Below are 13,553 nucleotides of genomic sequence, written 5' to 3'. Positions count from 1 at the left end.
TTGGCGAACCGTAGGGCGGGTTAGCGCAGCGTAACCCGCCAATCCGCCGCCGCAGCAGCTTAGCGCAGCGCGATCGCCACGGTGCTCGCCGCGCGCGCCGTGGCTGGCACCTGCACCGTCAGCAGCTGCCGCTTGGCGTCCCAGCCGAACTTCACAGGCTTGCCCTCCAGCGTCACGCCCGCCGGCTTGGCGGCCACGTTGTGCACCGTCAGCGCCACGCTGCGCGCCGGACGCTGATACTGCTTGCCCACCTCGGACTCCAGCGTAATCACCAGCTGCTGCGCGCTGGCCGCGCTGGCGAAGCGCACGATCTCGTACTTGCCCTTGGCGTAAGCATCCGGCGTCGCCCCATCATCGTCATACAGCTTGCCGCTGCCCGACAGCGCGGCCGCGTCATGGTAGTAGTGCAGCTCCAGCTTGCGCGTGCTGTACTCGCGCGTGCTCTGCACCGGCGCCACCATCGGAATGAAAGCGCCTGCGCGCACGAACACCGGAATATGGTCCAGCGCCACCGGCACCACGGCGGTACTGCCGCCCGGGTAGCGGCGCCCGCTGTTAAAGTCGAACCACGCAGGGCTGGTGCCCGGCAGGTAGACCTCCTTGCGGCGCGCGCCCGGCTCGGTAATCGGCGCCACCACGAACTCATGCCCCCACAAATAGGACGACACCAGATTGCGCGCGCCTTCGTTCTGCGGCTCCTCGTACAGCATGGGGCGCATCAGCGGCAAGCCCAGCTGGCTGTTGTCGAATCCCAGCGTGTAGTTATACGGCAGCATGCTGTAGCGCAGGCGGATGGCCTCGCGCGCCAGCGCCTTGGTGGCCTCCTCGCGGAACACCGGCTCGGACGGCACCTCCTGCTGCGCGTGCGGGCGGAACACCGGCTGGAACACGCCGTACTGCAGCCAGCGCGTGTACAGTTCGTCGTCCAGGTAGGCGTTGGCGAAGCCGCCCAGGTCCGAGTGCATATAACCCAGGCCCTGCATGCCCATCTGCACCGCGATCTCCGGCTGCGCCTTCAATCCGCCCCAGCTGCGGTTCACATCGCCCGACCACGGTATCAGGCCGAAACGCTGCGAGCCCGAATAGCCGGCACGCATCAGGATGAAGGGGCGTTCGTTCGGGAAGTCCTTCTGGTAGCCCTCAGCGATCAGGCGCGCCCAGTCATGCCCGTAGGTGTTGTGCACCTGGTCGGCGGTGCCGGTGCCGTGCTGCACGGTGGACGGATGCACTTCCGGTTCGCCCAAATCGCCCCACCAGCCGGCCACGCCGTAGTCGTTGCGCAGGCCTTTGTAGATATTCCAGAACCAGTCCTTGCCTTCCTTCTTGTAGATGTCGATCAGGCCCGTGTTCCCGAAGTAGAAGTCGTAGCGCGCCGGGGCGCCGGCCGGATCGGTGGCCAGCGCCTTGTTGTCCACGGCGTCCTGCCACTTGCTGGAGGAGGTCAGCACGAAGGGCTCGGTGATCAATACCGTCTTCACGCCCTGCGCGGCGAAGTCGGCCACCATCTTCTTCGGCGTGGGGAAGTTGTCCTTGTCGAAGGCCAGGTTGCCCATGGTGCCCTTGATGTCCTTGCCGAACCAGTACAGGTCGAACACGATGGCATCCAGCGGGATCTTCTCGTCGGAGAACTTCTTCACCACCGCGCGCGCTTCCTGCTCGCTGTGGTAGCCGAAGCGGCTGGCGAAATTGCCGAAGGCCCAGCGCGGCGGCAGCGGCTGGCGGCCGGTCAGGCTGGTGTAGTTGCCCACCACGTCCTCCCAGCTGTCGCCCGCGATCACCTGGTAGGTCTTGCGGCCGCTGATGGTCTCATAGGCCAGCGTGTTGTCCTTCTTGCTGTCGAAGTCCAGGTGGCCGATGGCCGCGTTGTCGAAGTGGAGCGCATACATCTTGGACGACATGGCCACCGGCAGCGTGAAGTTCAGCAGTTCCGAGCGGTCGTCGTAGCCGTAGTGGGCCTTGTTATATAAGGTAAAGCGGTTGCCGCGCCGGTTCATGCCCACCGCGCGCGCGCCGGCGCCGTACAGGGCTTCGTCCGCGTCGAGTTCGAAGTCGATCACCTCGGCGCCGTCCTTTTTGGCGTAGCCGCGCTTCTCCATCACCAGCGGCTTGCCCTTGTAGGCGTAGGCGATGCGGAACGGCGCCTTGGTCACCGTGACGCTGATGCCGCCCGCCACCGCATATTCCAGCTTGCCGCCGTTGTCCTTCAGCGTGGCGCTGTCCTTGCCGGGCGCCAGCACCACCGCGTGGGATGATGGATCGTATGCCTCGCCCTGCGGGATAAACGTGGTTTCCACGATACGCTGCGAATACGGTTTGATGAGGTATTTGCCGTCGCTGGTAGTAATCTCTAGCTGGTTGCCGTTCAGGGTGGCGCTTTGCAGTTTGCGGTCGGCGTTCTGGGCCAGCGCGAGGGGGCTGGCCAGCAGCAGGAGGGCGATCTTGGCTAAGGTAGGTGTTGTCATATAGTTTTCTGTTATTTGACTACAAAACAGTGTCTCGAAGTGGGCTGAAAGCAGGCTAACCTTCTAATTCTACTATGAGTACGTGGATTGACATCGCAATATCACCGTGTTACTTTACTACAAAGTAGCGCTACACATTCCGTCCGGCATCCAGCCAGGACCATAAAAATCGGGGACAGGCAGGTATGCAATCACCATCCATCAAGCCCAGGCTGAGTTTCTGGCAGCTCTGGAACATGAGCTTCGGCTTTTTCGGCATCCAGTTCGGCTTTGCACTGCAGAACACCAACACCAGCCGCATCTTCGCCACGCTGGGCGCCGGCGCCGACGACCTGCCGCTGTTCTGGCTGGCCGCGCCCGTCACCGGCCTGCTGGTGCAGCCGATTATCGGCTACCTGAGCGACAACACCTGGCATCCGCGCTGGGGCCGCCGCCGTCCCTTCTTCTTTGTCGGCGCCGTACTGGCCTCGCTGGCGCTGTTCCTGATGCCCAATTCCAGCGCGCTGTGGATGGCGATTGCCGTCCTGTGGCTGATGGACGCGGCCATCAACGTGTCGATGGAGCCGTTCCGCGCCTTCGTCGGCGACAAGCTCGATTCCTCGCAGCAGACCACCGGCTTTGCGATGCAGACCTTCTTCATCGGCTGCGGCGCGGTGATCGCCTCGCTGCTGCCTTACCTGTTCGCGGACGTGCTGGGCGTGAGCAATGTGCCGGTCAACGGCGCCATTCCGGACAGCGTGCGCTACTCCTTCTACGCCGGCGGCGCCGCCTACTTCCTGGCCGTGATGTGGACCGTGCTGACGGCCGACGAGATCCCGCCGGAGAACCTGGAAGCCTTCCGCTCCGAGCGCAAGCCCGGCCTGAAGCACGCCATCGTTGAAATCCTGGGCGGCTTCATGAGCATGCCGAAAACCATGGTGCAGCTGGCCTTCGTGCAGTTCTTCACCTGGGTGGCGCTGTTCGCCATGTGGATCTACACCACCAACGCCGTGGCCGACAATGTGTTCGGCACCGCCGACGCGCAATCGGCCGCCTTCCAGGAAGCGGGCAACTGGGTCGGCATCATGTTCGCGGTCTACAACGGCGTGTCCGCGCTGGCGGCCTTCATCCTGCCGATCTTTGCGCGCGCCACCAGCCGCAAATTCGTCCACATGGTCTGCCTGGTCATCGGCGGCGCCAGCCTGATGAGCATTATGCTGATCCATAACCTGAATCTGCTGATGGTGCCGATGATAGGTGTGGGCATTGCGTGGGCCAGCATCCTGACCATGCCATACGCCATCCTGGCCGGCGCGCTGCCTGCCAAGCGCATGGGCTTCTACATGGGCGTGTTCAACTTCTTCATCGTCATTCCGCAAATCCTCAGCGGCCTGCTGCTGGGCTTCGTCACCAAGCACTTCTTCGCCGGCCACACGGTCAGCACGGTGGCGCTGGGCGGCGCCAGCATGGTGCTGGCGGGCGTGTTGACGCTGTTCGTGCACGAACACGGCGCCAAGCGCGCCGCGCTGCCGGACGGCGCGGCCAAGCAAGCTTCCTGACGGCCAGCGCAGGCCAGCCGCGCGCCGTTTTGCCGCCAAACGCGGTAAAACGGCGGTTGCGCCGCCGCCTGGCGGCATCGATCACCGATCATCGAGCGGAGCAACCATGGCTATCCAGACAGTTAATACCCAACCCATTCCCGGCCAGCGGCCCGGCACTTCGGGCCTGCGCAAAAAGGTCCACACCTTCAGCCAGCCGCACTATCTCGAAAACTTCATCCAGAGCGTGTTCTACACGCTGGGCGACTGCGACGGCAAGACGCTGGTGTTGGGCGGCGATGGCCGCTACCACAACCGCGCCGCCATCCAGACCATATTGAAGATGGCCGCCGCGCACGGCTACGCGCAGGTGCTGGTGGGGCAGGGCGGCATCCTGTCCACGCCGGCCGTCAGCTGCGTGATACGCAAGCGGCAGGCCTCGGGCGGCATCATCCTTTCGGCCAGCCATAATCCCGGCGGGCCTGACGGCGATTTCGGCGTGAAGTACAACATCGCGGCGGGCGGCCCGGCGCCGGAGAGCGTGACCGAAGCCATCTTCCACCATAGCGAAACCATCACCCAGTACCGCATCAGCGATGCCGCCGATATCGACATCGACACCATCGGCACCGCGCAGCTGGAAGGCATGCGCGTGGAAGTCATCGACCCGGTGGCGGACTACGCCGAACTGATGGCGCGCCTGTTCGATTTCGACGCCATCCGCGCGCTGTTCGCCGGCGGCTTCACCATGCGCTTCGACGGCATGCACGCCGTCTCCGGGCCTTACGCCAAGGCCATCATCGAAGGCATGCTGGGCGCGCCTGCGGGCACCGTCATCAACGCCGTGCCGCTGGAGGACTTCGGCGGCCACCACCCGGACCCCAATCCCGTCAACGCATCCGAGCTGATTGCGCTGATGGCCGCCGCCGACGCGCCCGACTTCGGCGCCGCCTCCGACGGCGACGGCGACCGCAACATGATCCTGGGCCGCAAGTTCGACGTCACGCCGTCCGACAGCCTGGCCGTCCTGGCGGCCAACGCCGCCGTGGCGCCGGGCTATCGCAGCGGGCTGAAAGGCATCGCCCGCTCCATGCCCACTTCGCGCGCGGCGGACCGCGTGGCTGCGGCGCTTGGCATCCCCTGCTACGAAACGCCCACCGGCTGGAAGTTCTTCGGCACGCTGCTGGACGCCGGCATGGCCACGCTGTGCGGCGAGGAGAGCTACGGCACCGGCTCGGACCACGTGCGTGAAAAAGACGGCGTGTGGGCGGTGCTGTTCTGGCTCAACCTGCTGGCCGCCAGCGGCAAGCCGGTGCAGCAGATCGTGGCCGAGCACTGGGCGCGCTTCGGCCGCCACTACTACTCGCGGCACGACTACGAAGCCATCGACAGCGAAGGCGCGCGCCTGCTGATGGCCGACCTTCGCATCAAACTGCCGGTACTGGCGGGCACGGTGCTCAACGCCCACACCGTCGAATTCGCGGACGACTTTGCCTACACCGACCCGGTGGACGGCTCCAGCGTGCAGCAGCAAGGCGTGCGCATCGTCATGAAGGATGGCTCGCGCATCGTCTACCGCCTGTCCGGCACCGGCACCGAAGGCGCCACCCTGCGCGTCTACCTTGAACTGTTCGAAGCCGACCCAAGCCAGCACCACCGTCCCACGCAGCAAGCGCTGGCAGGCCTGATCGCCGCCGCAGAAAGCGTGGCCAGCATCGCCCTCCATACGGGCCGGGCCACCCCGACCGTCATCACATAACCATAGGAACCCCTGCATGAAACTATCTCCCATCGCATTGTCTTTGGCGCTGCTCGCGGGCAGCATGAACGTACAGGCGGCGCAGCCTGCAAAGGCCAGCCCGAAGCCGTTCCTGTGGGAGAACGCCACCGTCTACTTCCTGCTGACGGACCGTTTCAACAATGCGGACCGCAGCAACGACCTGTCCTACGGCCGCAAGGCCGACGCGGCGCCGCAGCGCGGCTACATGGGCGGCGACCTGAAAGGCGTGCTGGCCAAGCTGAAAGCAGGTTACTTCGACAGCCTGGGCGTGGATGTGCTGTGGCTCACGCCGCCCGTGGAGCAGCTGCACGGCTCGACCGACGAAGGCACGGGAAAATCCTACGGCTTCCACGGTTATTGGGCCAAGGACTTCACGGCGGTGGACGCCAACCTGGGCACCGGGAAGGACTTCAAGGACCTGGTCGACGCGGCCCACGCGCGCGGCATACGCGTGCTGCTGGACGTGGTGATGAACCACACCGCGCCCTTCACGGACGCCGAACCTGCCTGGCCGCTGGACTGGGTGCGCCTCGATCCCGCCTGCACCTACAAGGACGTGGCGACCAACGTCGACTGCACGCTGGTGAAAGGCCTGCCCGACGTGCTCACCAACAGCAACGCCAACGTGGCGCTGCCGGACGCGCTGGTGCAGAAGTGGAAGAAGGAAGGGCGCTACGAACGCGAGGTGCAGGAGCTGGATGCATTCTTCGCCCGCACCGGCTATCCGCGCGCGCCGCGCTACTACCTGATGAAATGGCACGCCGACTGGGTGCGCAAGTTCGGCGTGGACGGCTTCCGCGCGGACACCGTGAAGCACACCGAGCCAGGCATATGGAAAGAGCTGGGCACGGTGGCTGCGGCCGCGCACGAGGACTGGAAGCGCGCGCATCCCGGCAAGGTGCTGGGCGACGGCAAGTTCTACATGCTGGCCGAGGTCTACAACTACAACATCGCGCACGGCCGGCAGTTCGACATGGGCGGCGGCGCCATGGTGGACTTCTACGACAACGGCTTTGACAGCATGATCAACTTCGGCCTGGTGTGGGACGCGAAGCAGGACTACGAAACGCTGTTCAGCAAATACTCGGCGGCGCTGCAAGGTCCGCTGAAAGGGAAATCGGTGCTCAACTACACCGCTTCGCACGACGACGGCAATCCATTCGACCCGGCGCGCAAGAAGCCGTTTGAGACGGCAAGCAAGCTGCTGCTGGCGCCGGGCGGCGCGCAGATCTACTACGGCGACGAAACCGCGCGCCTGCTGGACGCGCCCGGCGCGCAAGGCGACGCGAAGCTGCGCACCTATATGAACTGGGACGACCTGGCGAAGAACGCCGCGCGCGACGGCTACAAGGTGGCCGATGTGCGCGCGCACTGGGCCAGGCTGGGGCAGTTCAGGCACGCGCACGTAGCGGTGGGCGCAGGCGTGCACGAGAAGATTGCGGACCAGCCGTACACCTTCAAGCGGATTTACGAGAAGGATGGGGTGAGCGACAAGGTGGTGGTGGCGCTGGACGTGCCAGTGGCGGCGCGCAGCGTTATCAAGGTGGGCGGTGTGTTCGCCGACGGGCAGAAAGTGAAGGACTACTACTCGGGCGCCAGCGCGGTGGTCAAGGATGGGGGCGTGACGCTGGCGGTGAAGGGCGGGGTAGTGCTGCTGGGGGCGGCCGCGCAGTAGGCGCTTTGGCGGGTTACGCGGCGCTGCGCACCGCTAACCCGCCATGCCAGCGCGCCGCTTACTCAACAAAAACCACCGCCGTGCGCGCCGGTATCGTGAATCGCCCCGTGCTGCTGTCATATCGTGCCGCCTGCGCGCGCGGATCGGCGGCGCCTGGCGCGGCGTGCACCGGATGCAGGCGGTAGCGCTTGCCCTTCTCCTCCTCCGCCACAATGCTCTGCTCCACCTTATCCACGTTGATCAGATAAGTCACCGTCTTGAACCCCGCGCCAGCGTAGCCTGCTCCATCCAGCCGCGCGGCCACCACCGTCGGCACCTGCGCCGAACCGGTGTTCAGGAAGCGCAGGCGCTGGCTGATGTCCGCCGCCGTGCGCATGCGGAACAGCGTGCTGCTGGCGCGGATCCTGAGCAGGTCGCGGAAGGTGTCGCGCGCAAACGCGATATCGGCCGGCGCCGGCTTGAGCGCCGCGTTAGCCAGCAATGGCTTCATCAGCGCATAGTCCTTGCCATTGTCCGCCTCCGGCGGCAGGCCCACACCGAAGTAATTGTCCTGATACGTCCAATCCAGCCGGTTGAACCAGTCGCCCGATTCAAAGCTGTTTCGGTCCAGCGACTTGGAACGCAGAATGTCGAAACCCGCGTGGTAGTAAGCCACACCCTGGCTGAACGCATTGATCGCCGCGCCCAGCATCTGCACGCGCGCGCGCTCGGCGCCGCTGGTGGCCAGCGGCAGGCGGAACACGTTCACGTCGTACATGGTCTGGTTGTCGTGGTTCTCCACGTAGTTCACCACCTCGCCCGGCTCGCTGGCGTAGCCCGCTGGCTGGCCGCTGTAATCGATGGCCTGCAGCTCCAGTTCCTTGTCCTGCCAGGTCTTCATCCGGTACGTGCGCACGCTGCCCGCCAGGCCCACGCGCACCAGATCGGCCGCGCGCAGCAGGTCTTCCTTCGGACGCTGGCCCGCATGCGCGTTGGCGTCGTACACCAGGCCATTGATATAGCCCTGCATGCTGAACATCTTCTCGCCCGAATCGCCCGCACCGCCGCCGCGCACCGCGTCGCGGCCACGGTCGCTGAAGGTGCCGATGCCGCTGCCGTTCAGCGACAGCTGCGACGCCTGCACGAAGCGCGCGCCGTTCTCCACTTCGCCGAAGTTCCAGCCTTCGCCGATCAGGTTGACCGGTGCGCCGCCGCGACTGCGGCCGGCGGCCTTGTCCACGCGCGCCTGCAAGGCCTCCATCGCCGCGCGCGGCTGGTGACCCATCAGGTCGAAGCGGAAGGAATCGATCTTGTAGTGGCGCGTCCACAGCTCGGCCGAATCGACCATCAGCTTGGCCATCATCATATTCTCGGTGGCCGTGTTGTCGCAGCAGGTGGAGCGCTCGACCACGCCCTTGGCGTTCAGGCGGTGGTAATAGCCCGGCACCACGCGGTCCAGCACGGACTTCTCTTCCTGGCCGCCACGGTAGGTATGGTTGTAGACCACGTCCATGCCGACGCGCAGATTGGTCTTGTGCAGCGCCATCACCATCTGGCGGAACTCGATGATGCGGCGCGCGCCGTCGGCCGGGTCGGTGGCGTAGCTGCCCTCGGGGGCGCTGTAGTGGTAAGGGTCGTAGCCCCAGTTGTAGCAGTCCTTGATGAAGGTGGCCGCCACCAGCGCCTGCTGGCCTTCGCCGTCCGGCGCGCCGCTTGGCTGCGGCACAACGCAGCCTTGCTCTGGCACGGAGCCGATGTCGTACACCGGCAGCAGGTGGATGTCGGTCATGCCGGCGCGGCTCAGCGCGGCGAGGTGCTTCATGCCGTTGGAGCCGGTCTCGGTGAAGGCCGTGTACTTGCCGCGGTTGGCGGCGCTGACGGTGCTGTCGTTGATGGAGAAGTCGCGCACGTGCAGCTCGTACACGGACATATCGGTTTGCGCGGCGACTTTTTTCGGCACCGGCGCCTTGTCCCAGCCTGCGGGCTTGAGCTTGGGCGAGTCCAGGTCGGCGATGTAGCTGCGCAGCGAATCGGTGGTGAGGCTGACGGAATAAGGGTCGGTGACGAGGTTGCGCACCAGGCCCTTGCTCGGCGCGACGACGTCCACCGCATACTTGTAATACTTCCCGGCCAGGTTGCTGCGGCGCGAGGCGGACCAGACGCCGGTGGCCGCGTCGAAGCGCATGGTTTCCATGCTCGCGGCCTTGCCGTAGCCGTTGTCATACACGCAGACGGAAACCTGCTGCGCGGTCGGCGCCCACAGTTTGAAGGCGGTATGGCCCTTCGCCACGGTGGCGCCAAGATCTGCAACGCGGGCAGCGGGCGCATACAGGTCATCCAGCGCGCCGGCGATCTGCAAGGTGGTGGCGTCGCGCACGGTGCCGTCGGCGTTTTCCTGCACCAGCACCAGTTGCTGCTTGAGCAGGGCCGGGAGCCTGGACTGGTCGGCCGCCTGGACGGCCAGCACCGGGCCGCTGCCCACGTATTTGAAGCGCTGGGCCGCGTCGGCGGGGACGGCGGCGGTATGGACGCCCATCGCCAGCGCGCCATCCGCGCCGGAGACTTTGGCGCCTGCGGCGGCGCTGATCTGGCCGGAGGCCGAGTGATACAGCTTGAACGAGCCGCTGGCGTCCGAGCCCGGCCACTTGGTCAGCTGGCGGTTCAGCCAGACTGCGCGCGCGTCGAAGGTGTTCGACTGCTGCAGCACCGTTTCAAACGGCGCATCGCAAGCGCCCAGCTGCACCGACGCCTGCGCCCCGAACGCCGCCGTCACCAGCGCCGCGCCCAGCGTCAGGCGCACTCCCATCTTCCCAGCCATAGACTCGTCTCCAAAGTAGTTGAGCTACAAAATTGGCATTTGTAGCTTAGATTTGTCCGATATGGTAATCCAGTTGCTGTAGCTTTACTACGAATTTCGCTGGCGACGGCTATTTTTTGCCGGTGCTGATTTGATATTTTTTGAGCTTGTCGTACAGGGTCTTGCGGGGCACGCTGAGGTTGTCGGCGGCGAGGGCGACGTTGCCGTCGGCGGCGGACAGGGCTTGCACGATCAGGTCGCGCTCGAAGTTGTCGACCTGCTGGGGGAGGGAGGAGGCGTCGGGTGCTGCGCCGGGGATCGCGGCGAGGGGTGCGGAGATGCTGGCGGAGGCTGGCGCCGAGGGCGCCGGGGGCGCGAGGGTGGGCGCCAGGCCCAGCGTCAGGCGTTCGGCGAAGTTGCGCAGCTCGCGCACGTTGCCGGGCCAGTCGGCGGCCTGCCACGCGGCCATGTCCTGCGCGCTCCATTGCGGCAGCGGGCGCTGGTAGCGCACTGCAGCTTCCTGCACGAAGTGGGCCAGCAGCAGCGGGATGTCTTCGCGCCGCTCGCGCAGGCGCGGCAAGTCTATCGTCACCACGCCGATGCGGTAATACAGGTCTTCGCGGAACAGGCCTTGCGCGCTCAGTTGCAGCAGGTCCGCCTTGCTGGCGGCGACCACGCGGCAGTCGAGCGCCACGCCCTCGTTGGCGCCCAGGCGTTCCAGGCGGCGCTCCTGCAGCACGCGCAGCAGCTTCACCTGCAGCGCCATCGGCATGCTTTCGATTTCGTCCAGGAAGACCGTGCCGCCGTTGGCGTATTCCAGCTTGCCGATGCGGCGTTTCTGCGCGCCCGTGAAGGCGCCCGCTTCGTGGCCGAAGATTTCGCTTTCGAACACGGACTCCGGCAGCGCGCCGCAGTTGATGGCGACGAAGTTGCCCTTGCGGCCGCTGGCCGCGTGCAGCAGGCGCGCCATCACCTCCTTGCCGGTGCCGGTCTGGCCGTTGATCAGGATGTCCACACCCGCCTGCCCCACATTGCGCACCAATACTTTTAGCTGCTCGATGGCGGGCGAGCGGCCGATCAGGTCCGGCGTGTCCGGATGCAGGGCGCGCGCGGCGCGCAGCTCGCGGTTTTCCAGCACCAGGGTGCGGCGCTCCTGCGCGCGGCGCACCGCGTCCATCAGGCGCCCGGAGGCGAAGGGCTTCTCGATGAAATCGTAGGCGCCGCTGCGCATCGCCGCCACCGCCATGGTGACGTCGCCGTGGCCGGTCACGACGATGACGGGCAGCTCGGCATCCAGCGCGGCCACGTGGGCCAGCAGTTCCAAGCCGGAGCGGCCGGGCAGGCGCACGTCGGTCACCACCACGCCGGGGAAATCGGCGCGCAACAGCGGCAGCGCTTCTTCCGCGCTGGCGCAGGCCTGCACGGTGTAGCCGTCCAGTTCCAGGGTCTGCGCGGTGGCCAGGCGCAGCGCGGCTTCGTCTTCAATGAGGATGGCTTGCATTGGTGCTTTCCAGTTGCAGCGGCAGGCGCAGCACGAATTGCGCGCCGCCGCCGGGCAGATTATGCGCCGTCAGCTGGCCGTTCATCGCCTGCACGATGGACGACGAGATGGCCAGGCCCAGCCCGAGGCCTTTGCCGGACGGCTTGGTGGTGTAGAAGGGTTCGAACAGGTGCGCCGCCACCTGCTCGGGAATGCCGCCGCCGCTGTCGCTGATGCGCACTTCGGCGTGGTCGTCCACGCGCGCCAGGGCGATGCAGACCTGGCGCTCGGGCGAGTCCTCAACAGCGTCCAGCGCGTTGCGCAGCAGGTTGATGAGCACCTGCTCGATGCGCACCGCGTCGCCGGCCACCAGCAGCGGGGCAGCGTCCGGCTGCTGCGCCGTGCCGCCGTTGCCCGAACCGACATCGATGGCGAGCGCCACGCCGTGGCGGCGGAACTCGCTCTCCATCATGAAGGCCGAGGCGCGCACCGGCTTGGCCATGTCCACCGCGCAGATGGCTTCATCCTTGCGCGCAAAGCCCTTCAGCTGCGAAATGATGGCGCCCATGCGCGCGCTGGCGTCGCCGATGTGGCCCAGGTTGGCCTCCGCCTGTGCCGCCTGGCCGCGCTGCAGGAAGGTGCGGGCGTTGTCCGCAAAGGCGCGGATGGCCGCCAGCGGCTGGTTCAGCTCATGCGTCACGCCCGCCGCCATCTGCCCCAGCATGGCCAGCTTGCCCGCCTGGACCAGTTCATTCTGGGTGGAGCGCAGCATCTGCTCGGCCGCCTTCAGGCGCGCGTATTTGTTTTCCAGGTCCTGGTTGGTCTCGCGCAGCTGCTGCGTGCGCTCAACGATGCGGCTATCCAGCTCGCGCGCGGCCTGCTGCAAAGCCTGGCGCGACTCCTTGCGTTCCTCCAGCCTGCGCCGGCGCTGGTGCAGCGCCCACCAGGAGACGGCCGCACACGACAGCAGCAGCACCGCCGCCAGCGCCCACTGCAAGCCGGCGCGCGCCACCCGCGCCTGCGACGGGAACAGCATCAGCTGCCAGCCCAGGCGGCCCACCGGCCGCGCCGCGAACTGGCCCGGATGCGCGGGCAGCGGCGCCACCGTCTGTCCCATGTACTGCTGCGTGTGCGCCAGCTCCTGCGTGGTGGCCGCGCTGAGCGGTTGCAGGCTGCGGTAGCGCCATTGCGGCTGGTTGCTGAGGAAGATCACGCCGTGCCGGTCCGCCAGCGCGATGGCGTGCTCGCTGCTGCGCCAGGTCTGTTCAAAGTCCGCCAGGCTGATCTTGGCCACCACCACGCCCGCCACCGGTCCGCCCGCCGTGCCGTTGCGGTACACCGGCTGCGCGATGAAATAGCCGGCCTCGCTGGTGCTGGTGCCGATGCCGTAGAACAGACCCGCGCGGCCATGCAGCGCTTCGTTGAAGTAGGGGCGGTAGGAGAAATTCTTGCCGACGAAGCCGAGCGGCTGGTCCCAATTGCTCGCGCCCAGCGTGAGGCCGGTGCGGTCCATCATGTAGATGGCGCCGACCTTGGCTTGCTGCTGGATGGTTTGCAGGGACTGGTTGAGGCGCGCGATGGTGGGCGCGTCGTCGGGATGGGCCAGGGCCTGGATCAGGTCCGGCTGGAAACCCAGCACGAAGGGCAGGGTTTCATACTTCTCCATGGCCGACTGCAGATCCGGCGCCAGCAGCTCCAGCTGGCGCCGGCCCTGCTCCATCAGATCCGCCTGCGCGCGCAGCGTACCGGTCCACCAGGCCGCCGCGACAACCCCGGCAGCCCCCAGAAAGACCAGTACCCTGAACAGTTTTGCGCGCATGGTGCGATTTTACATCGGGGTCAGTTCTGTCATCACGTCATGCC

The 13,553-nt window shown here is 66.3% G+C and carries 7 protein-coding genes; 3 read left to right on the top strand and 4 right to left on the bottom strand.

The features are described from left to right. Positions 1 to 59: 59 nt before the first annotated feature. Positions 60 to 2,462 carry a glycoside hydrolase family 31 protein gene (locus tag AC07S4_RS25750; RefSeq protein ID WP_494989313.1) on the bottom strand — a complete coding sequence of 801 codons (2,403 nt, stop codon included), beginning with the start codon at positions 2,460 to 2,462 and terminating at the stop codon, positions 60 to 62. 185 nt (positions 2,463 to 2,647) lie between these two features. On the opposite strand from AC07S4_RS25750, the gene AC07S4_RS25745 reads away from it, so the two are divergent. The 3 genes from AC07S4_RS25745 (at position 2,648) to AC07S4_RS25735 (ending at position 7,434) form a co-directional block, all read left to right on the top strand. Next, entirely contained in the window at positions 2,648 to 4,000 is a 1,353-nt protein-coding gene (locus AC07S4_RS25745; RefSeq protein WP_494989312.1) for an MFS transporter, read from the top strand. 106 nt (positions 4,001 to 4,106) lie between these two features. Beyond that, complete coding sequence (locus AC07S4_RS25740; RefSeq protein WP_494989311.1) at positions 4,107 to 5,738, top strand: alpha-D-glucose phosphate-specific phosphoglucomutase; 1,632 nt, start codon at positions 4,107 to 4,109, stop codon at positions 5,736 to 5,738. 16 nt (positions 5,739 to 5,754) lie between these two features. After that, positions 5,755 to 7,434, top strand: a complete 1,680-nt coding sequence (locus AC07S4_RS25735; protein ID WP_494989310.1) for an alpha-amylase family glycosyl hydrolase — start codon at positions 5,755 to 5,757, stop codon at positions 7,432 to 7,434. Between the two features lie 58 nt (positions 7,435 to 7,492). Here AC07S4_RS25735 and AC07S4_RS25730 read toward each other — a convergent pair whose 3' ends face one another. From AC07S4_RS25730 to AC07S4_RS25720, 3 genes are all read right to left on the bottom strand, one after another. Continuing rightward, positions 7,493 to 10,231 (bottom strand): alpha-1,6-glucosidase domain-containing protein, encoded by a 2,739-nt coding sequence (locus tag AC07S4_RS25730; protein WP_494989309.1) that lies wholly within the window; start codon positions 10,229 to 10,231, stop codon positions 7,493 to 7,495. A gap of 109 nt (positions 10,232 to 10,340) precedes the next feature. After that, the gene (locus AC07S4_RS25725; RefSeq protein WP_494989308.1) at positions 10,341 to 11,711 is read right to left on the bottom strand and encodes a sigma-54-dependent transcriptional regulator; all 1,371 of its coding nucleotides are present in this window, start codon (positions 11,709 to 11,711) and stop codon (positions 10,341 to 10,343) included. Continuing rightward, positions 11,692 to 13,509, bottom strand: coding sequence for a sensor histidine kinase (locus tag AC07S4_RS25720; protein WP_494989307.1), 1,818 nt, complete (start codon positions 13,507 to 13,509; stop codon positions 11,692 to 11,694). The genes AC07S4_RS25725 and AC07S4_RS25720 overlap by 20 nt, the downstream gene beginning before the upstream one ends. Positions 13,510 to 13,553: the final 44 nt, after the last annotated feature.

It is taken from the genome of Pseudoduganella sp. GW821-FHT05F09, assembly GCF_059419605.1.
The sequence above is the reverse complement of the archived record's forward strand: the minus strand, read 5'-3'. Positions and strand labels throughout refer to the sequence as shown.